This is a genomic window from Streptomyces sp. DF42, from assembly GCF_058267695.1.
On the sequence record NZ_CM177859.1, the window covers coordinates 298,218 to 324,855 of the forward strand.

Sequence of the window (26,638 nt, forward strand, 5' to 3'; positions counted from 1 at the left end):
CTACGGGGTGCTCTGGCTGAGCGGCGTGCGGCGGCGCCATACTGGCGGTCGTGCGCGTAGCGATCATGACGGCGGGTTCCCGGGGCGACGTCGCCCCCTACACCGGACTCGGCCACGGGCTCGCCCGTGCAGGACACGAGGTCACCCTGGTCACACACGCCCGCTTCGAGCCGCTCGTGGCGGGGTCGAGGGTCCGCTTCCATGCACTGCCGGTGGATCCGCGGGCCGAGCTGGAGTCCTCGCGCGGGCGTGGTCTGCACCGCAGTGGGACCGGCGTGGGGAAGATGGTGCGGGTGGTGGCGATGGCACGCACACTGGTCGGGCGGATGACCGACGAACTCGTGGCGGCCGCCCGGTCGAGCGACGTCCTGCTGCTGTCCGGTTCGGTCGGCCCGCTCGGGCACACCATCGCCGAGGGACTGTCGCTGCCGTACCTGGACGTGCCGCTCCAACCGCTGGCCCCCACAAGGGAGTTCGGGCCTCCGATGCTGGGCGGCCGCTCACTGGGGGCCCTGGGCAACCGGATCGCCGGGCACGGGGTGGGCTTGGCTGTCGAGCAGGTCTTCGCCGGGGCGCTGCCCGTGGTGCGGGAGCGGCTGGGGCTGCCTCGCACGAGTGCCGCCGCGGCCTGGCGGGCCCGGGAGCGGCAGGAGCCGCCGGTGCTGCACGGCTTCAGCCCCCTGGTGGTACCGCGGCCGCGAGACTGGCGGCCGGGTCTCACCGTGACCGGATACTGGTGGCCGTACGACACGGTTTCCCAACTCCCGCCCCATCTACGGGACTTCCTCGACGCGGGACCACCTCCCGTGTACGTCGGCCTGGGCAGCGCCACCGTGCCCGACCCCGAGCGGCTCAGCGGGGCCATCGTGCGCGCCCTGCGCCGGGCCGGGCTGCGGGGCGTGATCCAGCGGGGCTGGGCCGGCCTCGGGGCCTTCGGCGACGACATGCTGGGCGTCGACGAGGTCCCGCACTCCGTGCTCTTCCCCCGTATGGCCGCCGTGGTCCACCACGCGGGCGCGGGCACGACGGCGGCGGGTCTGCGCGCCGGCGTGCCCGCCGTGCCGGTACCGATCCAGTTCGACGAGGGCTTCTGGTCCGCCCGTCTGGTCGCCCTGGGCGTGGCCCCGCGCGCCCTGCCGCTGCGCCGCCTCACCGCCGGCATGCTGGCCGCGGCACTGGTGCAGGCCACCCGCGATCCGGCGTTCGGGCGGCGCGCGGCGCGCCTGGGGGCACGGATCCGGGACGAGGACGGCGTGGCGCCGGTGCTGGCCGCGGTGAACGGGCTGGGCGCGGTGAAGGGACTGGGTGGGATGAAGGGACTGGGTGGGGTGAAGGCACCCGGCGCGGAGAACGGGCAGGGCGCGCAGAATGGGCCGGACCCGGTGAACGGAGCGGACGCCCAAGAGCCCTGGTGATCGCACGCTCGCCGACCGGGACGAGCGCACCGGGGCTGCCGCTCACGCGCACACGATGCCCCCACGCGATTCACCGCACCCGTCAGTCCGCCGGCGCAGCCCACCCCGGCGGACGCAGAATCGCCAGCAGCTGCTGCACCAGTTCGTCCACGACCTCGTCCAGCGTCGCGTCGACCCACCCGGCGCTCCAGTCGTGGAGCAGGCCGTTGACGCCGCCGATGAAGGCGGTCGCGGCGATGCGGTAGTCGCGCGGGGCCGCCTCTCCCCGCGCGGCGGCCGTTTCCGCCTCGGCGCAGATGAGGTCCACCCAGCGGGAGCGACGGGCGAGGCGCTGCTCCTCCAGGCGCGGGCTCACACCGATGATCTCGACGAAGGTGATCCGTATCCGGCGCGGGTCGCCGGTGACGTTGGCGGCGTAGGAGCGAAAGATGCCGTTGGCACGCTCGGCGAGCGGCAGGCCCTGTACGTCGGCGAGCGCCGTCACGACGGCCTCCTCGGCCCAGTCGTTGACCTGGAGGTGCAGGGCGGCCAGCACGTCCTCAAGAGTGCGGAACTCCTCGTAGAACTGCCGGGTGGACAGGCCTGCGGCCTCGCTCAGCGCCGAGACCGTGGTGGCCCGGTAGCCGGGGTCGCCGCCGAACAGTTCGAGAGCGGCGTCCAGGAACCTCCTGTGCCGCTCGGCCTGCCGTTCCACGGCGGTCTTGCCGCCGTACCGTCCGGTCGGCGCCCTGAGCCTGCCCGCCACTGAACCTCCCTCGTCCGCCCCTTCCGGCAATTTTGTCGTGCCCGCGGTCTTGTGGAGAAGGGCGCCTCTTCCTTACTTTCCAGTAAGTAGGAATCTGAAGGCGCCTGTATTCAGATTCGGCCGTGTCCATTCCGTTCGGCATGCTCCCATCACGCCCCAGCCACTCAGAGGAGAGAGCACTCATGCCTGCCTTCAGAACCAGGCACCTTTGCTCCGTAGCAGCCGCCCTCGTCCTGACCGTCGCCGCGCCCGCGACCGCCGTCTCCGCAGCCACCGACTCCTCCTCCGCAGCCGCCCTGCGCGAGGTGATGTTCGTCGGCAACAACTGGGACGGCACAGCGGACGTCATCAAGTCCAGTGGCGACTTCGCGAAGGTCGGCCGCATCAACGTCATCCCCGACAAGGACCAGCGGATGGCGGCCATCAACGCCGATCCGATCAAGTGGATCTACTTCATGGCGATCCGCAACGGCGTCGGCGAGGGCCACGACCAGTTCGTCGACGACATGTACTCCACCCCCGACGGCAGGTCGGTGGTGGTCTCCCGGCCGAGCTTCGCCGACGTCGTCTCCATCGACCTCGCCACCGGCAGCATCAACTGGCGTTTCCCCGTGTCCGGTTACCGTTCCGACCACATGGCGGTCTCCCCCGACGGCACCCGGGTGGCGGTGTCCGCCTCGACGGCGAACACCGTGCACGTGCTCGACATCAACACCGGCAAGCAGCTCGGCTCGTTCGCGACGGGCGACAAACCGCACGAGAACATCTTCACCAGGGATGGCAAGTACATCTGGAACATGGCCATCGGGGACGTCAACACGTCCCTCGACGACCCGGGTTGGGACTGGACCAAGGGCGACCGGCACATCACCGTCGTGGACGCGACGACGTACAAGCAGGTCAAGGTCATCGACATGCGGGACCGGCTCGACGCGATCGGTCTGAAGGACTTCTCGGACGCGGTGCGGCCGGCCGTGTTCTCGCCGGACGAGTCCAAGCTGTACTTCCAGGTGTCCTTCTTCAACGGATTCCTGGAGTACGACGTCGCCACCGACAAGATCACCCGGGTGAAGACGCTGCCGAAGAACCCGGCGACCAGCGAGGACCGCACCACCTGGGTCAACGACTCGCGCCACCACGGCATTTCGATGAACCCGGACGGCACGAAGCTGTGCGTCGCGGGCACGATGGACGACTACGCGACGGTCGTCGACCGCGCCACCCTCAACGAGGGTCCGCTGGTGTCCGCCTCGAAGCCCTACTGGGCCACGGTCAGCGGCGACGGCAAGGACTGCGTCATCTCCGAGAGCGGCGCCGACCAGGTCACGGCGATCGACTTCGCGACCGGGCGGAAGGTCACGTCCGTCTCCGTCGGTGACCATCCGCAGCGGGTGCGGCTGGGCCATGTGGAGGCGAACTGGTCGGGCACCTCCGGCAGCTGACTCCCGCGAGACGCGAGGTGGGCGGCACGGCAACCAGGCCGACCCACCTCGCCGCGGAGCCGGACCACCGGGCGCGACCGTGCCCCGCGGGAGCGTGTCGGAGAGGATCCCCCGGGCGGACGTGGCGGGGAAGATCCCCGGCCGGCAGGACCGCCCGGGGCGCCTCGTCAGAAGTGCGCGGCGGCCCACGCCGCCAGTTCGGACCTGGCCGCGGTCAGCAGGCCCGCCGAGGGTGTGGTGGCGCCGTTGGTCACCAGTGCGTAGTGCAGGGCGCCCGAGTCCGTGTCGGTGAGCAGGAGTCGGCGGCTGCCGGTACCGCCCGGTTCGGGAGCCGCGGCGATCGGGGTCGACGTCGTGTACGCCGGCGGGTCGTACGCCGTGCCCAGGTCGGAGACCACCGTGGTCGACGAGGTCGGGAAGGACGCCGGGAGGTGCAGTTCGGTGGGTGCCGAGCCGCTGCCCGAGCGCCATACGAGCAGCCCGTACTGGCCCGAGCCCACGAGCGTCGCCACGTTCGGCAGCGAGTTCGGCACCGGGTTCCAGGTCAGGGTCGTCGAGCCGTCGCGTGAGCGGTCCTCGTAGGTGAAGGCGAGCGTCGAACCAGCGGTGGCGCTCGGGTACACGCGGTCGAGGAGCCGGGCGTTCTGGCGCAGCGTCGCCGTGCCGGAGTCGTCGAGGCCCACGGCCGAGAGGTCCTCGTCGTTCCAGGCGTCACCGGATGTGCGGACCTTGTCGGGGTTGTCGTTCATGAGCTCGTGATGGCGCCCGCTGTAGATGTCCCACTGCCATTGCGAGCCGGACAGCACGGGACCCGAGCCTGCCGGATTCGACCACCAACTCGCGCCCGGCACACGGGAGTCGAGAGCCTGGTACATGGCCTTGACGACGGTCGGCGCCTTGTCCGAGACCGTTCCCGACAGCGGGTGACCGAACTCGCTGACCACGGCGGCCGTTCCCGCGGCCGAGGCGCGGTCCCGGATCGTCCCGAAGTCGGTCGCGTACTGGCCGTCGGCCGCCTTGCCCCACATGAAGATGCCGGAGATGGCCTTCTGGTCGTAGAAGTGCGTGTTGAAGACATACCGCGGACCGAGCGTGCCCGCGTCGAGGAGACCGCCCTGCTGCTTCTGGGAGTCGATGTTGGCGTTCCAGAAGAGGTTGGGCTCCACCAGGGCCGGCTTGTCCTGCCAGCCCGCCGCGTCCATCCGGGCCCGGAACTTCACGTAGAAGGGCCACAGCAGGTTCTGTTCCCAGGCTCGGCTGGTCTGGCCCGAGTCGTAGCTGCCCGCATGGGGCTCGTTGTACGGGTCGAAGCCCACCACGCCGGCGAACTCCGCGTCGCTGAGGTGTTGTTCGACGTACGCCATCGTCTTCTGCGCGGTGTCGAGGAAGGAGTCCTGAAGTCCGTGGGCGTTGTGCCAGAAGTCGCGCTGCGCCTTGGTCACGGCCTGGTTCTGGGTGATGTTCTGGCCCCAGAAAAGGCAGATCCCACAGGACTCCTGCGGGTAACCCCCCAGGCTCACCGCCCATTTGGGGGCGCCGTCGCCCGTGTACCAGCTGCCGGAGTTGAAGAGGTGGCGGGAGTAGAGGTCCTGGTGGAAGTCGGGGTATACGCGGATGCCGGCGTCGAGGAACGCCCGCATCTGCGCGGTGGCGGCGGCGAGGTAGGTCGTGTCGACCGCGCCGCGGGTGGGTTCGGCGTGGGCCCAGGACAGCAGGAAGCGGACCGAGTTGCCGCCACCGAGGGCGCGCAGCGCGGTCGCGGACTTCTTCGCGTCGGCCACCGAGGCGAACGGCAGGCCGCTGTTCTCCTCCAGCTTGGTCTCGCCGGAGACGTTGTATCCGCGCAGCACGACCTCGCGGCCGTTGCCGTCGACGAAGCGGCCGTTCTGCACGGTGAGCGGCGTGTCGTCGAACCAGAGGGAGTCGGGAAGGGTCGAGGCGGTGGCGGACGGCACGCCCGCCACCGTCAGAGATCCGAGGAGGACAACCAGAACCACGAGCAGACGTGCCCGGCTATTCGGCATGTCCACTACAGTCCGGTGATTTCCGGACAGCGTCAATACTTCTGACTCTTGAGTAAGTTTCAGGTTTCCCGGGCATGTTCTCTCCCTGCCGCTTCAACTCCCCACTCGACGCGTCACGTTCAACAGGTACTCCTTGCGGTTGAGGGGGTTGTGGTCGGTGCGGGGACGTTCGGGAACCGTTCCGTAGGTGATCGGTGCGTGGTGGTCGAAGGCGGTCTCCAACTCGCCTTCTCCGCGCGTGAGTCCGGGCAGCCGCTGCTCCAGTTCGTGCACCCGGCCCGCCGGGACCGCACCCTCCAGGAGGCAGTCGGCACCTCGCGTCCTGGTCGTCTGCGGTACGGCCCGCAGCGCGGCCAGCACCGGGAGCAGGGCGCCGAGGGTGTCGGCCGGGGCCTCGATCCGGAAGCGGTGCATCGGCTCGTACACCCGCACGCCCGCCCGGCGCAGCGCCTCGGCCAGGACCAGCGGCGTCACCCCGCGGAAGTCGGCGCCGGTGCTCGACATGCTCTTGTCGAAGCCCTGGTGGGCGTGGCTCTGCCGGGGCGAGTAGCCGGAGTGGGTCATGGTGACGACGCAGTCGGTGACCTGCCAGCCGTGCAGCCCCTGGCCAAGGGCTTCGCGGACGGTGTCCTCGACGGCCTTGAAGAAGGCGTAGGGCATCGAGCCGAGTTCCACCTCCAGGCGGAAGTCCACGCCCGAGCCGGTCGGCGCGGGGTCGACGCGCAGGCCGACGGTGGCGAGGAACGGGTTCGGGTCCTTCTTGTTGAACTCGACGGCCGCCCCCGAGCCGGACGGGCGCTCGATGCAGATCGTCGTGGTCTCCCGGAAGGTGACGTCGAGCCCGAACTCCTCGCCGAGCGTGGCCTGGACGACCTCCTTCTGCACCTCGCCGTAGAGGGACACGGCGGTCTCCTGGCGCACCTCGTCGTGGCGCAGGTCGATGAGCGGGTCCTGTTCGGCGAGCCGGGTCAGCGCGAGATGAAGCCTCCCCCGGTCCACGCCCGGGCCCGGGACGACCACCGTCTCCAGCGTCGGCGGGGCGAAGAAGCGCTCGTACGCCTTGCGGGGTTCGCCGATCGCGTCGCCGATCCTGATGTCGGTCAGGCCCCAGAGCCTGGCGATCCGGTCGGCGGGGACCGCGTCGGCCCGGACGTCGCCGCCGTGGTCGAAGACGCCGATCGCGGTGACCCTGCCCTCCTGGCCGGCCTCACCGAAGGGGACCCGGTCGCGAGTGCGCAGGGTGCCGGAGAACATCCGGGCGTACGCCACCTTCTCCCCCGCCGGGCCGCGGTCGACCTTGAAGACGGCACCCGAGACCGGTCCGCCGGGGTCGCCGCCGGCCGGTGGCAGGAGTTCCTTGATGCCCGTCACCAGCGCGTCCACGCCCGCGCCCGTGATGGCCGAGCCGAAGTAGACGGGGTGGACCCGGGCCCGGCGGGTCTGCGCGGTCAGGGCTCTGCGCACGGTGGCGTGTGACATGGCAGCGCCCTCCACGTAGGAGGCCAGCAGATCGTCGTCATGGTCCGCCAGGACGTCCGGGGCGGTCGGCGCGAGGCCCGGCGTGAAGCGGGCGTCGGGCGTACCCGGCCCTGCGGTGGTCCCCATCGGCACGACCGCAGAAGTGAGCCGCTCGGAGATCGCTCGCAGGACAGCGTCGGGGCGAGCGCCGCGGCGGTCGATCTTGTTGACGAAGAGGAGGGTCGGGATGCGCAGCCGCTGCAGGGTCCGCATCAGGACCCGCGTCTGCGCCTGGACGCCCTCGACGGCCGAGACGACCAGCACGGCTCCGTCGAGCACGCCGAGCACCCGCTCCACCTCAGCGATGAAGTCCGGGTGGCCGGGGGTGTCGATGAGGTTGACCGTCACGTCGTCGATCGGGAACGAGACGACGGCGGACTTGATGGTGATGCCGCGCTGCCGCTCCAGCGCGAGGGTGTCGGTCCGGGTGTTCCCGTCGTCGACGCGGCCGATCTCGTCGATCACGCCGACCGAGTGCAGCAGCCGCTCGGTCAGGCTGGTCTTACCTGCGTCGACGTGCGCAAGGATGCCGAGGTTGATCAGATGCACGAAGCGTCATGTCCTTCGAAGAGGGGGCGTTTCCTTTCAGGCGGGACATGAACGGTGCGCGCATTGCTGCTCCCGGGCGGTGCGGTGACAGGACACCCAAAGTCCAGCAGGCCGGCAGTCACGACGGCAACGGATTAACGCTCAACCAATGAATCCGCTGCTCTCGCACCCTTCCAGAAGCGGCTCTAGAGTGACGTACATCACGTCCCGTGATCCTGGGAGGGCACATGACCCACATCTCGGTGAAGGTGGACGGCACGACGTACGAGGACGACGTGGAACCCCGTCTCCTCCTGGTCCACTACCTCCGCGACCGCCTCGGTCTGACCGGCACCCCGATCGGCTGCGACACCTCGAACTGCGGGGCCTGCACGGTCGAACTGGACGGCGCGAGCGTCAAGAGCTGCTCCGTGCTCGCCGTCCAGGCCGACGGAAGCGAGGTGACCACCGTGCAGGGGCTGGCCCATGACGGGGAGCTGACCGCCCTGCAGCGCGCCTTCCACGAGAAGCACGCCCTGCAGTGCGGCTACTGCACGCCCGGGATGCTGATGGCCGCACGCGATCTGCTGCGCGAGCACCCGCACCCCACCTCGGAGGAGATCCGCCACGCCCTGGAGGGCAATCTCTGCCGCTGCACCGGCTACCAGAACATCGTGCGGGCCGTACAGGCCGCCTCCGAGCAGGAGGTCCCGGCATGACCGACCAGGCCGTGGAACCCGAGGTCGGGCGTGCCCGGCCCCGCAAGGAGGACGCCCGGCTGATCACCGGGCAGACCAACTGGACCGACAACATCAGCGTCAACGGACTGCTGCACATGGCGATCCTGCGCAGCCCGATGGCTCACGCCCGCATCGAGCGGATCGACGTGTCGCCGGCCCTCGATCGTCCCGGCGTCATCGCCGCGTTCAGCGGCGGCGACTTCGCCGACGTCCTGGGCTCGCTGCCCTGCGCCTGGCCGGTGACCGAGGACATCGTGCTGCCGGACCACCCGGCGGTCGCCGTCGACGAGGTGCGGTACGCGGGCGACCCGGTGGCCGTGGTGGTGGCCCGCGACCGGTACGCGGCCGCGGACGCCCTGGAGGCGATCGAGGTCGACTACGGGCCGCTGCCCCCGGTCCTGGACCTGGAGGCCGCGCTCGCGCAGGACGCCCCTCTGGTCCACTCCGGCAAGGGCACCAACCGCTGCTACGTCTGGCCGCTGAAGACGGGCGAGGACTTCGGCTCCGTACGGGAGCGCGCGGAGGTCACGCTCAAGCGCCGCTACCACCAGCAGCGGCTCATCCCCAACGCGATGGAACCGCGCGCCGTCGTCGTCACCCCGCTCGCCGCGTCCGGCGAGTACACGCTGTACTCGGCCACCCAGATCCCGCACATCGTGCGCGTCATGATGGCGGTGGTCACCGGCATCCCGGAGCACAAACTGCGGGTGGTCGCCCCCGACGTCGGCGGCGGTTTCGGCTCCAAGCTCCAGGTGTACGGCGAGGAGGCCATCGCCCTCGCGGTCGCCCGCAGGCTGGGCAGGCCCGTGAAGTGGACCGAGTCCCGCTCCGAGGGCTATCTGGCCACGCACCACGGCCGCGGGATGATCCAGGACGTCGAGATCGCCGCGAACCGTGACGGCACACTGCTCGGCCTCAAGGTCGATCTGCTGGCCGACATGGGCGCGTACCTGATGCTCGTCACCCCGGGCATCCCCATCCTGGGCGCCTTCATGTATCCGGCGATCTACAAGATGGACTCCTACGACTTCACGTGCACCGGTGTCTTCACGACCAGGACGCCCACCGACGCCTACCGGGGCGCCGGACGCCCGGAGGCGACGTTCGCCATCGAGCGGATCATGGACGAGCTGGCCGTCGAACTCGGCCTGGATCCGGTGGAGTTGAGGCGCCGGAACTGGATCGGACACGAGGAGTTCCCGTACACGGCGATCGCCGGCCTGACCTACGACAGCGGCAACTACGAGGCCGCGACCGAGAAGGCTCTGACGCTGTTCGACTACGACAAGTTGCGGGCCGAACAGGCGGACCGCAATCACCGGGGAGACACCGTACGGCTCGGCATCGGCGTGTCGACGTACACCGAGATGTGCGGGCTCGCCCCGAGCCGGGTGCTGAGGGACCTCAGGTACGCGGCCGGCGGCTGGGAGGCGGCGAGCATCCGGGTGCTGCCGACCGGCAAGGTCGAGGTGGTCACCGGCACCAGCCCGCACGGGCAGGGCCATGTGACCTGCTGGAGCCAGATCGCCGCCGACGTGCTGGGGGTGCCGTTCGAGGACGTCGAAGTGGTGCACGGCGACACCAAGGCAGCCCCGCAGGGCATGGACACCTACGGATCGCGGTCGCTCGTCGTGGGCGGAACCGCCGTCCACCATGCCGCGCGGAAGGTGGTCGAGAAGGCACGGAAGGTGGCTGCCCACCTGCTCGAAGCGAGCGAGAACGACCTGGAGTTCACCGACGGCGTGTTCTCCGTGAAGGGCTCTCCGGACGCCCGGAAGACCATCCAGGAGGTCGCCTTCGAGACGTTCTCCTCGCACGATCTGCCCGACGGCATGGAACCCACCATCAACGCCGAGCACCTCACCGACCCGGACAACTTCTCCTATCCGCACGGCACCCACCTGTGCGCGGTCGAGGTGGACACGGAGACCGGGCAGACGCGGATCCGCTCCTACGTCAGCGTCGACGACGTCGGCAAGGTCGTGAACCCGACGATCGTCGAGGGACAGGTGCACGGCGGCATCGCGCAGGGCATCGCGCAGGCGCTCTACGAGGAGGCCGTGTACGACGACGACGGCAACCTGGTCACCGGCACGATGGCCGACTACCTCGTACCGTCGGCACCTGACCTGCCCGACTTCGTGACGGACCGGACGGAGACACCGGCCACCTCGAATCCCCTGGGCGTCAAGGGGGTCGGGGAGGCGGGCACGATCGCGTCCACGCCCGCCGTGGTCAACGCGGTCATGGACGCGCTGCGGCCCCTGGGCGTGCACGACATACGCATGCCCTGTACACCCGAGCGGGTCTGGCGAGCGGTGAGGGAGGCCCGGCGATGATTCCTCCGGCATTCGACTACACCCGGCCGGCCACCGTCGACGAAGCGGTACGCGCGCTCGCCGACGCCGGCGAGGACGCGAAGGTACTGGCCGGCGGGCAGAGCCTGCTGCCGCTGCTGAGGATGCGGCTGGCCTTTCCCGAGCTGGTCGTGGACGTCGGCCGCATCCCCGCGCTGCGCGGGGTGCGCGAGGACGGCGACACGCTCGTCATAGGCGCGATGACGACGCACCACGACGTCATCCGCGATCCACTGGTCCGCCGGCACGCGGGCCTGCTGGCGTCCGCCACGGCCACGGTCGCGGACCCCGCCATACGGCACCGCGGCACCCTGGGCGGCTCCCTCGCCCACGCCGATCCGGCCGGGGACCTGCCCGCGGTGGTGCTGGCGCTGGGCGGGGAACTGGTGGCGCAGGGACCGGGCGGACGGCGCACGATCCCGGCCCGCGACTTCTTCGTCGACTATCTCCAGTCCTCGCTGGCGCCCGACGAGCTCCTGGTGGAGGTGCGGGTACCGAAGACGGACGGCTGGGGCTTCCACTACGAGAAGTTCCATCAGGTGGCGCAGTCCTGGGCGATCGTCGGCGTGGCCACGCTGGTGCGGCGCGACGACGGGCACATCGCCGAGGCACGGATCGGCCTGAGCAACATGGGCTCGACCCCGCTGCGCGCCTCGGTGACCGAGGAGGCCCTGTCCGGTGCCGGGGACGCGGAGGCCGTGGCGCGGGCCGCGGAGTCCGCGGCGGAGGGGACGCGGCCGTCGCAGGACACCTCGGCCTCCCCCGAGTACCGCGAACACCTGGCGCGGGTGCTGACCAGGCGGGCGGTCCTGGTCGCCGCCGGAATGGGGTGAGGACCGATCACACACACGCATGACCCGATCGCGGACGGGCCGGGCCCGGCCGCGGACCTCGACGGCCCGGAGCAGGTACGGGCCCGCCTGGAGGAGACGGGATACCTCGTCGACGACGGGCTGGCGACCGCCTGCTTCCTGGCTCTGCGGCTGCACCGGCCGATCTTCTGCGAGGGCGACGCGGGCGTCGGCAAGACCGCGCTGGCGTCCGCCCTCGCCGTGGCGCTCGACGCGCCGCTGATCCGGTTGCAGTGCCATGAGGGCATCGACGCCTCGCAGGCGCTGTACGACTGGGACTTCCCCCGTCAGCTGCTGCACCTGAGGGCCGCGGAGGCGGCCGGAGTCAAGGACGCCGACCGCCTTGAGGGCGAGCTGTACGACCGGCGCTTCCTGGTCGCCCGACCGCTGCTCAAGGCCTTGGAGACGCAGCCGTCGGTGCTGCTGGTCGACGAGATCGACCGCGCCGACGACGAGTTCGAGGCCTTCCTGCTGGAGCTGCTTTCGGAGTTCTCGGTCACGATCCCGGAGCTGGGCACCCTGCGTGCCGAGGTGCCTCCCGTGGTCGTCCTGACCTCCAACCGCACCCGAGAGGTGCACGACGCGCTGAAGCGTCGCTGCCTCTACCACTGGTTCGACCACCCCGGCTTCGCCCGCGAACTGGCCATCGTACGGCGGCGGTTGCCCGGTGTGTCGGCACGCCTGGCGGAACAGGTGACCGCGCTCGTGCAGGCCCTGCGGTCCCAGGACCTGCTCAAACCACCGGGCGTCGCCGAGACCATCGACTGGACCGAGGCCCTGGACGCACTGGGCGCCGACGTGGTCGACGCGGAACTCGCGGTCGCCACGCTGGGCTCGGTCCTGAAGTACCGAGAGGACATGGAACGGGCCCGGGGCCTCGACCTGTCGGCGGTACTGGCGACTCGGGGGGCGTGAGCGGAATGGGCGGCGCGAGCGGGGTCAGCGGGGTGAGCGGCACAGGCGGGGTGAGCGGCGGTGCGGGGTGGGGGTGGAGCTGCGCGCGGAGTGGGCAGACGGACGAGGGTTCGCCGGAAGACGGGCGCTTCGGCGCGTCAGCGGCGCACCACCCGCGCGGCGACACTCCCGGTCAGAGGCGCGAGCAGTCCGGCGGGCGCACTCCACCGGACCGGCCGGCATACGCCCATGGCGATGACGAGGGCGAGGGCGAGGGGGTTGAAACGCGCAGCAGGCCCGGCGGTGTTGCGGAACAGGGCAGCGGCAACGATTCCGTGGGCTCGGCGGCCGACGGTCCGCCCGGCCAAGCCGCCCAGCCCGCCGCCGGGGCCCGTGCCGATGCCGTTCTCCTCGGTTTTGCCCGGGCACTGCGAGCGGCCGGGGGCGATGCGAGTGCCGAGCGGGTGCATGCCTTTCTGCGGGCGGTGGACGAGTTGGAGCCCGGGGTGCGGGCGGACGTGTACTGGGCGGGGCGGTTGACGCTGTGCGGCGGTCGGGACGACCTGGAGCGGTACGAGCGGGTGTTCGCCGCCTATTTCGGAGGTGGACCAACCGGCAGAGGGGTGGCGGCCGCGGCGCCCCCGCCACGGCTGCGGCTGGTCGTACGGGAGGGTCCTGTGCCCGGCGGACGCGCTCCGGACGAGCAGCGAGACGAGGGGCCACCCGCGGCCGCGCTCGCCAGTTCCTCCGAAGTCCTGCGCCATCGCGACGTCGCCGGGCTGGATTCCGCCGAGCGCGAGCAACTGCGCCGCCTACTGGCCGCGTTCGCGCTGCGCGGCGAGGTACGGCGCAGCGCGCGGCGGCGGCCGGCGCGGCGCGGGGACGTCGATCCGCACCGCACCGTGCGGGAGTTGCTGCGGCGCGGCGGTGAGCCGGCGCGGCTGCGGCGGCACACCCGGTCCGACCGGCCGCGCCGGGTCGTCCTGCTGGTGGACGTCAGCGGTTCGATGGCGCCGTACGCCGACGCGCTGCTGCGGTTCGCGCACGCGGCCGCGCACGGAGGCCGTACGGAGGTGTTCACGATCGGCACCCGGCTGACCCGGGTGACCCGCGAACTGTCGCACCGTGACCCGGACTTGGCGATGACCGCACTCGCCGCGGCCGTGCCCGACTGGCGCGGCGGCACCCGGCTCGGGGAGCTGCTGCGCGAGTTCCTGAACCGCTGGGGGCAGCGGGGCATGGCGCGCGGGGCGGTGGTGGTGCTGCTGTCCGACGGGTGGGAGCGTGGCGATCCGGCGCTGCTCGGGGCTCAGATGCGCCGCCTGCATCGACTGGCGCACCGGGTGATCTGGGCCAATCCGCGCAAGGCACGCCCCGGCTACGCGCCCCTGGCCGCCGGGATGGCGGCGGCACTGCCGAGCGTCGATGCTTTCGTCGAGGGGCACAGCCTGGCCGCGCTGGAACGTCTGGCGGCGGTGGTGCGAGGGGCCGACGCGGCCGTGGAAGGAGCGGATCGTGCGTGACATCCTCCCTACGCTGAGCGAGTGGTATGCGGCTCGGGCCCCGTTCGGCCTCGCGACCGTCGTATCCGTGAGCCGCAGCGCACCGCGCGATCCCGGCGCGGCCATGGCGGTGGGCCCGGGCCAGGAGGTCGTGGGGAGTGTCTCCGGCGGCTGTGTCGAGGGGGCCGTCTTCGAGCTTGCCGAGGAGGTCATGGAGAGCGGCGAGGCCCGGCTGGAGACCTTCGGGTACAGCGACGAGGACGCCTTCGCGGTGGGGCTGACCTGCGGCGGCGAGATCACCCTGCTGATCCGGCCGGTCACCCGGGAGACCGACCCGGCCTTCGCGGCGGTCGCGGAGTCCGTCTCCGCGGGCCGCCCGGTGACCGTGGCGACGGTGACGGACGGGCCGGCGAGGACCGGGGCCACTCTCGCCGTCTGGCCGGACGAGGTGTCCGGCACGCTGGGCCCGCCCGGCCTGGACGTGGCCGTCACCGCCGACGCGCGCGGCGAACTCGCCCTGGGCGCCACGGGGTTGCGCCACTACGGTCCCCGCGGCGAGCGGCGCGAGGACACGGTGAGCGTGTTCCTGCACTCCTTCGCCCCGCCCCCGCGCATGCTGGTCTTCGGCGCGATCGACTACGCGGCCGCCGTGGCCCGCATCGGCAGCTTCCTCGGCTACCGGGTCACCGTGTGCGACGCCCGCCCGGTGTTCGCCACGCCCAAGCGCTTCCCCGAAGCCGTGGAGGTGATCGTCGACTGGCCGCACCGCTACCTCCGGGGCACCGATACCGACGAGCGCACGGTGATCTGCGTCCTCACCCACGACCCCAAGTTCGACGTGCCGTTGCTGGAGGAGGCGCTGCGGCGACCGGCCGCGTACATCGGGGCGATGGGCAGCCGCCGTACGCACGACGACCGTATGAAGCGACTGCTGGAGGCCGGTCTCACCGAGCCCGAACTGGCCCGGCTGCGCTCACCGGTCGGCCTCGACCTCGGCGCCCGTACGCCCGAGGAGGTCGCCGTGTCCGTCGCCGCCGAGATCGTCGCCCTGCGCTGGGGCGGCACCGGCACCCCGCTGACCGCGACCGGCGGCGCGATTCATCCGCCGCCCGGCCTTCCCCTTGAATCCCTGTGAGTCCCTCGCATCCCAGGAGGACGTGATGGAGCTGCATCACGAGTTCACCGTGCCGGTTCCGGTCGACGACGCCTGGCGGACGCTCCTCGACATCGAGCGGATCGCGCCGTGCATGCCCGGGGCGACCGTCGAGGAGTACGACGGCAAGACCGTCACGGGCTCGGTGAAGGTCAAGGTGGGCCCGATCGCCGTGACCTACAAGGGCACCGCCGTCTTCGAGGAACAGGACGAGACGGCGCACCGGATGGTGCTGATCGCCAGTGGCCGGGAGACCCGTGGCCAGGGCACGGCACGCGCCACGGTGACCGGCACCCTGACCTCGCACGACGACGGTACGGCCGTGTCGGTGCGCACCGATCTCACGGTGACCGGGCGGCCGGCGCAGTTCGGGCGCGGTGTGATGGCGGAGGTCGGCGACCGGCTGGTCGGCCAGTTCGCCGACTGCCTGTCGGAGCGGATCGTCGAGCCCGCCGCGACGGTGGAGGAGCCGCCGGAGCCGGCCGAGCCCCTCGACCTGTTCCGCACGGCCGGGGTGCCGGTGGCCAAACGGGCGGGAGTGGTGGTCGCGGCGGTCGTCCTCGCGGCGGTCGTGTTCAGGGGCGTACGGCGGTCGCGGCGGAGTTGATCGCCCTCAGGGTTCGTCCCGCCGGTGGTCCGCGAAGGTCGCCTCCAGATGGTTCAGCGCTGCCGTGACCCGGGTGGTTCAGGGCCGCCGTGACCCGGGTTGCCGGTTCGTGGCGTTGTCCATGCCGGACTGCGGCACCGGGCTGACGGGAGGGTGGGCCCATTGCGGGAACCGGGCGGAGAGCAGAGGGCGTACAGGTGGGCGTACAAGAGTGCCGTCTGTCAGCCCTCCGTCCTTCTCTGCGGGCCGCCGGCCCCGAGCCGACCGTTTTCCCGTGTGTGAGGGCGCCCCGGAAGGGGTAGGCGGCGGACAACGGAGGCATTGCACGCCCCCCGCAAGACAGCACCTCTGCGGGAAGGAGGTCCGTGACAGCGCACACTCGCAGCGCCCGGGCCGCTCGCAGCTGCATGCAGCGGCCCGGATCTCATGCAGTCACGCACGTCGCGGATGGGCCCCGGGTCCCCCTGTCACGCTGACGCCCGCTGCTCTCCTCGCTTTCCGCCGCCCGGACGCAGGGCGCCCGGCAACAGGAGGAGTGCGAGCACCGCGCCCGTCGCGTACAGGCCCGCGGCTCCGAGGGCGACGGCATGGAAGCCCCGTACGAAACTCTTCACGTCGGTGGGCTGTCCGGCGATCGCTCCCGCCACCGCGATACCTATCGCACCGCCGGTCTGACGTGCGGTGTTGTTCATCGCGGAGGCCAGCCCTGAGCGTTCGGCGGGGACAGCCGCGATGGCCGCGGCGACGACCGCCGGGGTCAGCAGGCCCATGCCGGTGCCCCACAACAGGAACGCGGGCAGCAGGATCGGATACGGGGAGTGCGGCGCGGCCAGGACCAGGAGCGTGAGCCCTGCCGTGGCGACGAGCAGGCCCGCGGCGGCCGGCAGGCGGGACCCGATCCGGCTGGTGATGCGCCCGCCGAACGGCGCGATGACCACGAGCGGCGCGAACAGCGGGATCACCGCCGCGCCCGCGAGCAGCGCGGAGCGGCCCTGGACCGACTGCAGGAACAGCATCAGCACGAACAGTGTGCCGAGCGTGCCCATGTTCATGATCCCGGCCACCACGTTCGCCGCGTCGAAGGCGGGTCGCCGCAGCAGTGCGACGGGCAGCATCGCGTCGTCCCCGCGGCGCAGTTCGGCCACGGCCAGTGCCGGCACGGCGAGGAGGGCGAGGATCACGGCCGTGAGCCCCTGGGGCGTGGCGGCGCCCGAGCGTCCGCCCTCGATGAAGGCGTACGTCGTCGCCAGCAGCAGCAGGCTGCCGAGCAGCACTCCGGGCAGGTCCGGACGCCGGGCCTGCGCCTCTCTGCTCTCCGGCACGATCGCCGCGGCCCACACCAGGGCCACCAGCACGATCGGCACGTTCAGCAGGAAGATCGCCCGCCAGCCGAGGCCGTCGACGAGTGCGCCGCCGAGCAGCGGGCCGGCGGGCAGGGCCAGGCTTCCGATGCCGGCCCAGAGACCGATCGCCCGCGCGCGTGCCGCTCTGTCGGGGAAGGCGCGGCTGATGATGGCCAGGGTGCCCGGCAGCAGCAGGGCCGCGCCCATGCCCTGGAGCACCCTGGCGGCGACCAGGACGGGCACGTCCGGGGCGACTCCGCAGGCCAGCGAGCCCACGCCGAAGACGACCAGTCGGGCCAGCACCACCCCCCGGTGTCCGTACAGGTCTCCGGCCGTCCCGCTGGTCAGCATGAGGGCGGCGAGTGCCAGCGCATAGCCGTCCACCACCCACTGGAGGCCTCCGACGTCGGTGCCCAGGCCCGAACCGATGGCGGGCAGCGCGACGTTGACGATGGTGACGTCGAGCAGCACCAGGAAGTACCCGGTGCACATGACGAGCAGGACGGTGCGCGGCGAGCCCGCGGGCCGTGCGGGGCTCACCGCGCGACGCAGAAGCGTCGCCGGTGTTCCAGTCATGGTTCCTTGGTACCAGTGGGGTCTGACAGTGCCGCCGTGTGCCAGGTGCTGCTGCACGGCTGCGCAGCGCCGCTGTCGGGTGCCCCCGCCCCTCTACCCCGAAACCGGTGGCCGGCGCGGTGGCAGGCGGTGCAGCTGTACGTCCGTGAGCAGGCCGTCGGCCACGGTGGCGGTCATGTAGGTGCAGTGGGGCTGACGGCGGCGGTCGGTCGGGGAACCGGGGTTGAGCAGTCGCAGGCCGCCCGGGGCGGTGGTGTCCCACGGGATGTGGCTGTGGCCGAAGACCAGCACGTCCAGGTCCGGGAACCGGGCGGCGCAGCGCGTCTCCCGGCCCGGCGCCGGGCCCGTCTCGTGTACGACCCCGAAGCGCAGTCCACCGAGGTCGGCGTACGCCACCTCGGGCAGCCGCGCCCGCAGCTCGGGCCCGTCGTTGTTGCCGTACACACCGACGAGTCGGCGACAGCGGGCCTCCAGCAGGTCGAGGGTGCCGGCGTCGACCCAGTCCCCGGCGTGGAACACGACGTCGGCGCGCGGGAGTTCGGCGAGGAGCGGGGCGGGCAGCTCCTTGGCGCGCTTGGGGAGGTGGGTGTCGGTCGTCAGGAGAAGGCGCACAGGGGCAGCGTAGAGAGCGCGTCGGTGCCGCGGTGGGCGGACCGCCCGGTGCGTCGGCCAGGGCTTGCGGCCGACCCCGCCCCACTGGGGCGGGCCGGCGCCGGCGTGTGTGCGCGCACGCGGAGGGTCTGCAGAGAAAGCTGAGGATCTACAGAGAAAACTGTTCAGGCTGAACTGGACAGTCTCAGCTTATGATTCTACGGTGAGGGTATGGACGGACCGGTCACCGACCCTCACGGGGGCATCAGCGATTCCGCCGCGCGTGCGGCGCGCGACCTGCGGGTCGTGTTCAGCCGACTGCGGCGCCGTATCAGGGAGGTCGCGGAGGACGACGCGCTCACGCCGCCGCAGGTCTCCGCGCTCACCCTGGTCGCCAAGCACGGGGCCGCCACTGCCAGCGCGCTGGCCGTGGCCGAGGGCGTACGGCCGCAGTCGATGGCCACCACGCTCGCCGTTCTGGACCGGCAGGGAATGATCCGGCGCAGCCCCGACCCGGACGACGGCCGCCGCCGGCTCGTCACCCTGACCGACGCGGGCCGACGACGTGTCGAGGGCGACCGCCAGGCACGCGAGGAGTGGCTGGCCCGGGCCCTGCAGGACCGGTTCACGGAGGACGAACGCCGCACCGTTGTCGACGGCCTTGCCCTGCTGGAACGGCTCACGCAGCAGTGACACCGAGGCTTCGTGGCGTCGGCCTGTCGCGAGGCCGGAAACTCCTTGCCGTGGGGGCGGTGTCCGGGCCGGCCCGTATCGCCTCGGCCGCCGGACTGCAGCGCACCTTCATGTTCCTCTTCCTCGACACGCCGGCCGCCTCCGCCGCCGCCGCGACGTTCTTCTCCCACCGCACCGACACAGCAGGTCGGCACGATCCGGCCCCGCGCATGCCTACCGGGTCCGCACCGCCCGAACCGAACTCACCCGCACGCTCCCGAAAGGCCTGGCCCTTGACCGTCACCGCACTCGACCCGCGCACCGCCCTCGTCGTGATCGACCTCCAGGCCGGCACAGTGGGCGCGCCCACCCAGCCGTACACCGGCGCCGAGGTCGTCGCCCGTACGGCCGAACTCGCCGACGCCTTCCGTGCCCGGGACCTGCCCGTGGTGCTGGTCAGGGTCTCGTTCGCCGCGGACGGGAGCGACGCCGTCCCCGGCCGCACCCAGGCCGCCGGCCGGGGTGGCACCCTGCCCGAGGGCTGGGACGTCGTCGTTCCCGAACTGGCCGGTCACCCCGGCGATATCAGGGTCACCAAGCGCAACTGGGGTGCCTTCCACGGCACCGGCCTCGACGTCCGGCTGCGCCGTCGCGGCGTCACGCAGATCGTGCTGACGGGCATCGCCACCAGCATCGGCGTGGAGTCCACCGCCCGCGCCGCCCACGAGCACGGCTACCACGTCACCCTCGCCACCGACGCCATGAGCGACATGAGCCCCGAGGCACACGACAACAGCATCGAGCGGATCTTCCCGCGTCTGGGCGAGCCGGGCACCACGGACGAGATCCTGGAGCTGTTGGCCAAGACGCACGGCTGATCCGGTCGCCGGGGACCCCCGAAGGGGCGCCCGGAGTGGGCCGAGGCTCCCGTCGGAGATAGCATCTGGCCACCCGCACCCACCCATACGGCGAGCGACCCGAGGGGGCTCGGAGCCCGATGCCGGTCAAGGTCAGCGTCATCGTCCCCGTCTACAACCCGGGGCCTTACATCGAGGACTGCATCACCTCGTTGCTCAAGCAGTCCCTGCCACCCGACGCATACGAAGTGATCTTCGTCGACGACGGTTCCACCGACCAGACCCCGGCCCGGCTCGACGCGCTCGCCGCCGAAGAGCCCCGGGTCCGGGTCTTCCACCAGGAGAACTCCGGCTGGTCGGGCAAGCCCCGCAACGTCGGCATCGACGCCTCCCGGGGCGAGTACGTCATGTTCGTCGACAACGACGACCACCTCGGCGTCGAGGCCCTGGAGCGGATGTACGAGTACGGCGTGGCCAACGGCGCGGACGTCGTCGTCGGCAAGATGGCCGGCCAGGGCCGCGGGGTCCCGGTGGAGCTGTTCCGCCGCAACCGGCCGCGCGCGAGCGTGGCGGACGCCCCGCTCATCGACAGCCTCACCCCGCACAAGATGTTCCGCCGGGCCTTCCTCGACGATATCGGCCTGCGCTTCCCCGAAGGCAGGCGGCGGCTTGAGGACCATGTCTTCGTGACGGAGGCGTATCTGCGCGCGGCCAACGTCTCCGTGATCGGTGACTACGTCTGCTACTACCACGTCCGCCGGGACGACTCCTCCAACGCGGGCTTCCAACGCTTCGATCCCGCCGGGTACTTCAAGAACCTGCGGGAGGCACTGGACGTCGTCGAGCAGTACACCGAGCCGGGCGCGGTGCGCGACAGCCTCTACCGCCGATGGCTGCGCGTCGAGATGGTGGAGCGGATGCGCGGCCGGCGCCTCCTCAGCAAACCGGACGACTATCGGCGCAAGCAGTTCGAGGAGATCCACCGGGTCGTCGCCGAGCGCTTCGGCCCCGGTGTCGCCACCGGGATGCTGCCGACGCAGCAGGTCGTGGCCGCGCTGATCGCCGCCGACCGGTACGACGACGTCGTGGCCTTCGCCGAGTGGGAGGTCGGGCTCACTCTGTCGGCCCGGCCCGGCACCGTCGAGTGGCGGGACGGGGCGCTGCGCCTCGGCTTCACCGCCGAGTTCACCACGGGGGGTTCGCCGCTGACGTTCCCCGGCGGCGGGGTCCAGACCCCGCTGGACGGTCCGCCCGACAACATCGCGGACGCGATCGCCTGGGTGGGTGCCGACACCGTGGCCCGGTTCTCTCAGGCCACGCTGGACCTGCTGGTGCGCGAACGCGCCAGCGCCGCCCAGTACTTCCAGCCGGTCGAGGTCACCCGGGAGATCGTGCCGGTCGAGGACAGCGGGCGCGTAAGGCTGGTGCTGCGGGCGACTGCCGCGGTCGACCCGGCGGGCGCGGTGGACGGCACACCGCTGCGCGGCGGGCTGTGGGACACGTACGCCCGTGTCAGGCTGGGCGGTTGGAGCAAGGAGGCCCGCATCGGCCCCGGCCCGCGCAAGGCCCGTGCCGCCACGTCAGGCGGCGTCGTGGGCGGGCGGGTGGTCCTGCCGTACTGGACCGACCAGCACGGCAATCTCTCCCTGGACGTCGACCGGGCGAACAAGCGCCTGGGCTTCGACCGCCTCGACCCCGCGGCCGTCGACACCGCGGGCGGCCGGCTGCGTACGCCGGTCCCCCTGCACGTGCCGGCCGACACCGCGGTGCTGCTGCGGCTCACTTCGGCACACAGGTCGGTCGACGCGCCGGGTACGCTCTCTCCCGCCGGTGACGGGGCCGTACTGGAGGCGGCTCTGTCCGTCTCCGACCTCAGGGGCGCGACCTGGCGGACCGCCCTGTGCGCTGCTCCGGAGGCCGACGAGCCACGCTTCCTCCCGCTGCCGCTCGCCCTGCGTGCGGACACGACCTCGGTCAAGGTGGTGCGGACGCGCAGGCCCTCGGCTCTGAGACGGGTGGCCCGCAGGGCGCGGCGGGCACTCGCCGCGGTCCTCGGCCTGCGTACGGCGTCCCGGTCGGCCAGGACTCGAAAGACGTGACCGTGTCCGATCGCTCGGCATGACGGGCACCTGGGTGCTCGAACCCAAGGTGTTCCCCGACGAGCGGGGCAGCTTCCACGAGTGGTACCGCGGTGGGGAGTTCCGCGAGGCCACCGGGTACGCCCTCTCCCCCGCGCAGGCCAACTGCTCGGGTCTCCCGGTGGGGCGTCCTGCGCGGGGTGCACTTCTCCGACGTGCCGCCCGGGCAGGCCGAGTACGTCACCTGCGTGCGCGGCGCGATCCTGGACGTCGTGGTCGATCTGCGCGTGGGTTCGCCCACCTTCGCGCGGTGGGAGGCGGTGCGCCTGGACGACGGCAAGGCACGCGCCGTTCTCGCGGAGGGGCTCGGGCACGCCTTCATGGCGCTGACCGACCACGCCACGGTGGTGTACCTGTGCTCGACCGGGTATGCCCCCGAGCGCGAGCACGGTGTGCACCGCCTGGACTCGGACCTGGGCATCGTCTGACCGGAGGGCGTCCCCCCGCTGCCGTCGCCGAAGGACGCTGACGCCCCGTCGCCGGCCGAGGCTCGGCGGACGGGGCTGCTTGCGTCGTACGAGGCCTGCACCGCCTGCTACGAGAAGCTGCGCGGCAAGGTCAGCGACTGGCGGCGAGCGGCTCCAGGGCCGACTGCAGCGCCTTCCAGCCGCGGGAGCGGCTCAGGCCGCGGTTGCGGGCGCTGACCAGCGGGCGCCAGAAGTCGGCTCCCACCAGAGTCTCCGGCTTGACCGCCTTGACCCGCTCCAGGACGGCCTCGGGCACCTTCTGCGGGTCGGGCACCTTGAACTCGGCGATGATCTCGTCGTACTTGTCCTGCAGCACGGTGCTCTTGGGGTCGGCGCCGAAGATGACCAGCTGCCCGGTGGGCTGGGTGTCGACGAGGACGGTCACCAGGTCGGGGCGGTAGCGGTTCAGGATCTCGATGACCTTGTACACGTCGCCGGTCCAGGCGTCGGTGTGCCGGTCGCGGGCCGCCTCGTCGATGCTGCGCGGCAGCATGTCGTCGAAGACGATCACGCTGGCCCAGTCGGCGTGCTTCTCGATGTTGATGAAGTCCCGCAGCGCGTACTCGAAGAGGTGCATGCCGTCGATGAACGCCAGGTCGAGGGTAGTGCGCCGCCAGTAGCCCAAGGGGCTGCGGCCCCGGCGCAGATTGCGCAGGGGATGGCGGCCGCCCTTGAGGTGGGCCAGCGGGTTGTCCCGGGCGAAGAAGTCGTCGCTGGTGGCCTTCACCAGGTGGACGTCGCAACGGATCTCCGTGACCACCTTGAACGCGGGGTCGACCGCGATACTGGGGACGCGCGACAGCTTGAGGCTGCGGCCGTCGTTGACCCCGATCTCCAGGTAGTTGCGGTTGGCCGAGGCCTTGTGCAGTTCCCGCAGGAACTCATGGCGTTTCACGAAGGGACTCCTTGCGAATCTGGGGCAGTGCTTCGGGCAGGGCGGCGTGCCGGTCGCGCAGCGGCGACAGGCCGGGCTCCTGCCGGCGGTCGTGGGCGGGGACGCTGTACGCGGGACGAGGAGCAGGCCTGGGGGAAGGCCTCGCTGCCGACGGGGCGCACCCCGTCCGAGTCGGCGCCGAGGTCGCGGAAGACCTCGCGGGCCGGCTCGTACCAGGTGGCCTCGCCGGCGCCGGTGGCATGGAAGCCACCGCTCGCGCCCCGGCCGAGTGCGGGCCGAGGTCGGCGAGACGTACGGCGACGTCCGCGCTCCACGTTGGCTGCCCGCGCTGGTCGTCGACGACGTGGAGGGTGTCGCGGAGCGACTCCAGGTCGATCATCGTGCGGACGAAACTACGCCCGTGGACGCCGTGGAGCCAAGCGGTTCGCACTATTGCGCCAGATGTGGGGTGCTCCTGGGCCACGGCACGCTCGCCGGCGAGTTCGGTACGGCCGTAGGCGGTGCGCGGGGCGGTGGGGTGGTCTTCCGGGTACGGAGTCGCGGCGTCGCCTGCGGAGACGTGGTCGGTGGAGACGTGGATCAGGCGTGCGTCGTGCGCGGCGCGGGGGCGGGCGAGGTGGCGGGGCCCGTCGCCGTTGATCCACAGGGCCCGCTCCTCGTCGGTCTCGGCGTCGCCGACGGCCGTGTACGCGGCGCGGTTGACGACCGGATCAGGGCGGTGGTCGGCCAACGCCCCCTCGACCGCCTGCTGTCGGGTGACGTCCAGGGCCGCGTCATCCAGCCCTGTGACGTCCTCGCCGCGCCGGGTCGGCTCGTCGACCGTGTCCCGGCCGAGCATGCCGCCGGCTCCCGTGACCGGCCACCTCATGCCGACCGCCGTTTCAGGGGCTCCCACCAGGCGCGGTTGTCCCGGTACCAGGCAACCGTCTCGGCGAGGCCGGAGGCGAAGTCGTGGCGGGGGCGGTAGCCGAGTTCGTCGCGGGCCTTGCTCCAGTCGACGGAGTAGCGCAGGTCGTGGCCCTTGCGGTCCTCCACGTACTCCACGCGGTCCCAGCCGGCCCCGCAGGCGTCCAGCAGCAGGCCGGTGAGGTCCCTGTTGCTCAGCTCCGTGCCGCCGCCGATGTTGTAGACCTCCCCCGGCCGGCCCTGTGTGCGCACCAGCTCCACACCCTGGCAGTGGTCCTCGACGTGCAGCCAGTCGCGGACGTTGAGTCCCTCGCCGTAGAGCGGGACCGTCCTGCCGTCCAGGAGGTTGGTGACGAACAGCGGGATGACCTTCTCGGGGAACTGGTGCGGGCCGTAGTTGTTGGAGCAGCGGGTGACGCGGACGTCCAGGCCGTGGGTGCGGTGGTAGGCGAGGGCGAGCAGGTCGGAGGAGGCCTTGGAGGCGGAGTAGGGGGAGTTGGGGCTCAGCGGATGGTCCTCCGGCCAGGAGCCGGACTCGATGGAGCCGTAGACCTCGTCGGTGGAGACGTGCACGAAGGGTTCCACGCGGTGGCGCAGGGCCGCGTCGAGGAGGGTCTGGGTGCCCACCACGTTGGTCATCACGAAGTCGGTCGCGCCGGTGATCGAGCGGTCGACGTGGGACTCGGCGGCGAAGTGCACCACCTGGTCGGCCTCGGTCATCAGCTTGTCGACGAGTTCGGCGTCGCGGATGTCGCCCTGGACGAACTCCAGCCGGGGGTGGGCGAGATCGAGGTTGTCGAGGCTGCCGGCGTAGGTGAGCTTGTCCAGCACGGTGATCCGCGGCGCTTCGGGCCCGTCGGCGGCGAGCAGGGTGCGGACGTGACACGAGCCGATGAATCCGGCGGCGCCGGTGACGAGGAGGTTCATGTGTGGATCTGCACCTTGCTGTGGTCTCCGAGGACCAGACGGTGTGCGCTGGGCACACTGGGCGCCGGGGTGACCTCGACGTGCCGGCCGATCAGGGAGTTCTCGATCCGGCCCACTCCGAGGATCGAGGAGTCGCGCAGCACGATGGAGAACTCCAGTTCGCTGTCGATGATCCGGCAGTTCTCGGCGACGGAGGTGAAGGGGCCGACGTAGGACTCCTGGACGACGGTGCCGGCGCCGATCACGACGGGTCCGACGATGCGGGAGTTGACGACCCGGGCGCCCTCCTCCACGACCACCCGCCCGATGGTCTCGGAGCCCTCGTCCACCTCACCGTCGATGCGGCGGTCCAGGCCTTCCAGGACGGTCCGGTTGACTTCGAGCATGTCGACGACGTTCCCGGTGTCCTTCCAGTAGCCCTTGATGACGGTGCAGCGCACGTCGGCACGGCGGTCGATCAGGTGCTGGATGGCGTGGGTGATCTCGAGTTCGCCACGCCAGGAGGGCCTGATGGCGCGCACGGCCTCGTGGATGAGGGGCGTGAAGAGGTAGACCCCCACCAGGGCAAAGTTGCTCTTGGGGTGTTCGGGTTTCTCCTCCAGGCCGACGACCTGGCCCAGGGAGTCGAGTTCGGCAACGCCGAAGGAACGGGGGTCGGCGACTTCGGTGAGCAGGATCTGGGCGTCGGGGCGGTTGCCGCGGAACTCGTCCACGAGGGTGCTGATGCCGCCGACGATGAAGTTGTCGCCCAGATACATCACGAAGTCGTCGTCGCCGAGCCAGTCCCGCGCGATCAGCACCGCGTGGGCCAGCCCGAGGGGCCGCTCCTGGGGGATATAGGTGATCTCCAGACCGAACTTGGATCCGTCGCCGACCGCTTCCTGGATCTCGGCGGCGGTGTCTCCGACGATGACACCGACCTCCGTGATGCCGGCGGCGGCGATGGATTCCAGTCCGTAGAAGAGCACGGCCTTGTTGGCCACGGGCACGAGCTGCTTGGCCGATGTGTGCGTGATCGGCCTCAGTCGTGTACCTGCACCACCGGACAGCACGAGAGCCTTCATCTGCTTCACCTTAGTCGCGGGCCCCGAGGACGGGCTGCGACCAGTGTGGCTGGTCCGTTACGACGGCGCTGCGCCGCCGGTCCGGCGACGCAGCACGTGCTTGCGGTGAGGGGCCTGGTCAGTCCTCGCCCCGCACGATGTTCCCCTCCGGACCCTGCTGGTCCGTCCGGGTGACCTCCTGGTCGAGAACGGCCGGCACGCAGGTGCGCACGACGCCCTTGCCGCGCAGACGCCTGGCCTTCGACCACCCGGTCTCCGGTCGACGGATCATGAGCTTCTCACTGGTGTGCGACGTCACGGCGGCTCATCTTCCTTCTTCGTCAGTGCCCGCAGAACGGGTCCCCGGAAGCGGCCCGGCCAAACGGCCGCGTATGGGGGGCGCCGGGCGCATGAACATGCCGCGTGGAGCGTCCCGTTCGGGGGTCG

At 71.4% G+C, this 26,638-nt stretch carries 22 protein-coding genes and 2 pseudogenes; 13 read left to right on the forward strand and 11 right to left on the reverse strand.

Going from position 1 to position 26,638, the window contains the following annotated elements:
• The first annotated feature begins 65 nt into the window (after nt 1–65).
• The gene (locus ACYUED_RS01490) at nt 66–1,415 is read left to right on the forward strand and encodes a glycosyltransferase (protein WP_491294788.1); all 1,350 of its coding nucleotides are present in this window, start codon (nt 66–68) and stop codon (nt 1,413–1,415) included.
• A gap of 82 nt (nt 1,416–1,497) precedes the next feature.
• Here the strand turns inward: ACYUED_RS01490 and ACYUED_RS01495 are convergent, their stop codons facing one another.
• Entirely contained in the window at nt 1,498–2,160 is a 663-nt protein-coding gene (locus tag ACYUED_RS01495; protein ID WP_491290507.1) for a TetR/AcrR family transcriptional regulator, read from the reverse strand.
• Nucleotides 2,161–2,342: 182 nt separating this feature from the next.
• Between ACYUED_RS01495 and ACYUED_RS01500 the strand changes: the two genes are divergently transcribed.
• Nucleotides 2,343–3,602 (forward strand): YncE family protein, encoded by a 1,260-nt coding sequence (locus ACYUED_RS01500; protein WP_491290508.1) that lies wholly within the window; start codon nt 2,343–2,345, stop codon nt 3,600–3,602.
• Nucleotides 3,603–3,769: 167 nt separating this feature from the next.
• On the opposite strand, the gene ACYUED_RS01505 is transcribed toward ACYUED_RS01500, so the two are convergent.
• Nucleotides 3,770–5,626: an endoglycosylceramidase gene (locus tag ACYUED_RS01505; RefSeq protein ID WP_491290509.1), complete on the reverse strand. Its 1,857-nt coding sequence runs from the start codon at nt 5,624–5,626 to the stop codon at nt 3,770–3,772.
• Between the two features lie 93 nt (nt 5,627–5,719).
• The gene (locus tag ACYUED_RS01510) at nt 5,720–7,693 is read right to left on the reverse strand and encodes a GTP-binding protein (RefSeq protein WP_491290510.1); all 1,974 of its coding nucleotides are present in this window, start codon (nt 7,691–7,693) and stop codon (nt 5,720–5,722) included.
• Between the two features lie 227 nt (nt 7,694–7,920).
• On the opposite strand from ACYUED_RS01510, the gene ACYUED_RS01515 reads away from it, so the two are divergent.
• Genes ACYUED_RS01515 through ACYUED_RS01530 form a run of 4 tightly spaced genes read left to right on the forward strand, consistent with a single transcriptional unit; the run spans nt 7,921 to nt 12,535 of the window.
• Complete coding sequence (locus tag ACYUED_RS01515) at nt 7,921–8,391, forward strand: (2Fe-2S)-binding protein (RefSeq protein ID WP_491290511.1); 471 nt, start codon at nt 7,921–7,923, stop codon at nt 8,389–8,391.
• A complete protein-coding gene (locus ACYUED_RS01520; protein WP_491290512.1) occupies nt 8,388–10,751 on the forward strand; it encodes a xanthine dehydrogenase family protein molybdopterin-binding subunit in 2,364 nt (787 codons plus the stop codon). Before ACYUED_RS01515 ends, ACYUED_RS01520 begins: the two co-directional genes overlap by 4 nt.
• Complete coding sequence (locus ACYUED_RS01525; protein WP_491290513.1) at nt 10,748–11,602, forward strand: FAD binding domain-containing protein; 855 nt, start codon at nt 10,748–10,750, stop codon at nt 11,600–11,602. Before ACYUED_RS01520 ends, ACYUED_RS01525 begins: the two co-directional genes overlap by 4 nt.
• Nucleotides 11,603–11,608: 6 nt before the next feature.
• On the forward strand, nt 11,609–12,535 hold the full coding sequence (locus ACYUED_RS01530; RefSeq protein WP_491294790.1) for an AAA family ATPase: 927 nt from the start codon (nt 11,609–11,611) through the stop codon (nt 12,533–12,535).
• Nucleotides 12,536–12,672: 137 nt separating this feature from the next.
• Here ACYUED_RS01530 and ACYUED_RS01535 read toward each other — a convergent pair whose 3' ends face one another.
• Nucleotides 12,673–12,984, reverse strand: coding sequence for a hypothetical protein (locus ACYUED_RS01535; protein WP_491294857.1), 312 nt, complete (start codon nt 12,982–12,984; stop codon nt 12,673–12,675).
• Here ACYUED_RS01535 and ACYUED_RS01540 point away from each other — a divergent pair.
• Genes ACYUED_RS01540 through ACYUED_RS01550 form a run of 3 tightly spaced genes read left to right on the forward strand, consistent with a single transcriptional unit; the run spans nt 12,943 to nt 15,776 of the window.
• The gene (locus ACYUED_RS01540; protein WP_491294792.1) at nt 12,943–14,037 is read left to right on the forward strand and encodes a vWA domain-containing protein; all 1,095 of its coding nucleotides are present in this window, start codon (nt 12,943–12,945) and stop codon (nt 14,035–14,037) included. The genes ACYUED_RS01535 and ACYUED_RS01540 overlap by 42 nt on opposite strands.
• Nucleotides 14,030–15,151, forward strand: coding sequence for an XdhC family protein (locus tag ACYUED_RS01545; RefSeq protein WP_491290514.1), 1,122 nt, complete (start codon nt 14,030–14,032; stop codon nt 15,149–15,151). Before ACYUED_RS01540 ends, ACYUED_RS01545 begins: the two co-directional genes overlap by 8 nt.
• A 25-nt stretch (nt 15,152–15,176) precedes the next feature.
• Entirely contained in the window at nt 15,177–15,776 is a 600-nt protein-coding gene (locus tag ACYUED_RS01550) for an SRPBCC family protein (protein ID WP_491290515.1), read from the forward strand.
• 467 nt (nt 15,777–16,243) lie between these two features.
• On the opposite strand, the gene ACYUED_RS01555 is transcribed toward ACYUED_RS01550, so the two are convergent.
• Nucleotides 16,244–17,695, reverse strand: a complete 1,452-nt coding sequence (locus ACYUED_RS01555) for an MFS transporter (protein WP_491290516.1) — start codon at nt 17,693–17,695, stop codon at nt 16,244–16,246.
• Nucleotides 17,696–17,788: 93 nt separating this feature from the next.
• The gene (locus ACYUED_RS01560) at nt 17,789–18,307 is read right to left on the reverse strand and encodes a metallophosphoesterase family protein (RefSeq protein ID WP_491290517.1); all 519 of its coding nucleotides are present in this window, start codon (nt 18,305–18,307) and stop codon (nt 17,789–17,791) included.
• A 210-nt stretch (nt 18,308–18,517) separates the two neighbouring features.
• Between ACYUED_RS01560 and ACYUED_RS01565 the strand changes: the two genes are divergently transcribed.
• The 4 genes and pseudogenes from ACYUED_RS01565 to ACYUED_RS01580 all read left to right on the forward strand — a co-directional run bounded on the left by ACYUED_RS01565 (nt 18,518) and on the right by ACYUED_RS01580 (nt 22,597).
• The gene (locus ACYUED_RS01565; protein WP_491290518.1) at nt 18,518–18,979 is read left to right on the forward strand and encodes a MarR family winged helix-turn-helix transcriptional regulator; all 462 of its coding nucleotides are present in this window, start codon (nt 18,518–18,520) and stop codon (nt 18,977–18,979) included.
• Between the two features lie 272 nt (nt 18,980–19,251).
• A complete protein-coding gene (locus tag ACYUED_RS01570; RefSeq protein ID WP_491294793.1) occupies nt 19,252–19,836 on the forward strand; it encodes a hydrolase in 585 nt (194 codons plus the stop codon).
• Between the two features lie 119 nt (nt 19,837–19,955).
• Nucleotides 19,956–21,914, forward strand: a complete 1,959-nt coding sequence (locus ACYUED_RS01575) for a glycosyltransferase family 2 protein (protein WP_491290519.1) — start codon at nt 19,956–19,958, stop codon at nt 21,912–21,914.
• A gap of 19 nt (nt 21,915–21,933) precedes the next feature.
• A pseudogene (locus tag ACYUED_RS01580) lies at nt 21,934–22,597 on the forward strand (dTDP-4-dehydrorhamnose 3,5-epimerase family protein).
• On the opposite strand, the gene ACYUED_RS01585 reads toward ACYUED_RS01580, so the two are convergent.
• The 5 genes and pseudogenes from ACYUED_RS01585 to ACYUED_RS01605 all read right to left on the reverse strand — a co-directional run bounded on the left by ACYUED_RS01585 (nt 22,512) and on the right by ACYUED_RS01605 (nt 26,510).
• The gene (locus ACYUED_RS01585; RefSeq protein ID WP_491290520.1) at nt 22,512–23,315 is read right to left on the reverse strand and encodes a class I SAM-dependent methyltransferase; all 804 of its coding nucleotides are present in this window, start codon (nt 23,313–23,315) and stop codon (nt 22,512–22,514) included. The pseudogene ACYUED_RS01580 and the gene ACYUED_RS01585 sit on opposite strands and share 86 nt — an antisense overlap.
• Nucleotides 23,302–24,183 (reverse strand): annotated as a pseudogene (gene rfbD / locus ACYUED_RS01590) (dTDP-4-dehydrorhamnose reductase). Before rfbD ends, ACYUED_RS01585 begins: the two are co-directional and overlap by 14 nt.
• Nucleotides 24,180–25,148 carry a dTDP-glucose 4,6-dehydratase gene (rfbB, locus tag ACYUED_RS01595; RefSeq protein ID WP_491290521.1) on the reverse strand — a complete coding sequence of 323 codons (969 nt, stop codon included), beginning with the start codon at nt 25,146–25,148 and terminating at the stop codon, nt 24,180–24,182. Before rfbB ends, rfbD begins: the two are co-directional and overlap by 4 nt.
• A complete protein-coding gene (locus ACYUED_RS01600; RefSeq protein WP_491290522.1) occupies nt 25,145–26,212 on the reverse strand; it encodes a glucose-1-phosphate thymidylyltransferase in 1,068 nt (355 codons plus the stop codon). Before ACYUED_RS01600 ends, rfbB begins: the two co-directional genes overlap by 4 nt.
• A gap of 118 nt (nt 26,213–26,330) precedes the next feature.
• Nucleotides 26,331–26,510, reverse strand: coding sequence for a hypothetical protein (locus ACYUED_RS01605; RefSeq protein WP_266676207.1), 180 nt, complete (start codon nt 26,508–26,510; stop codon nt 26,331–26,333).
• Nucleotides 26,511–26,638 lie beyond the last annotated feature (128 nt).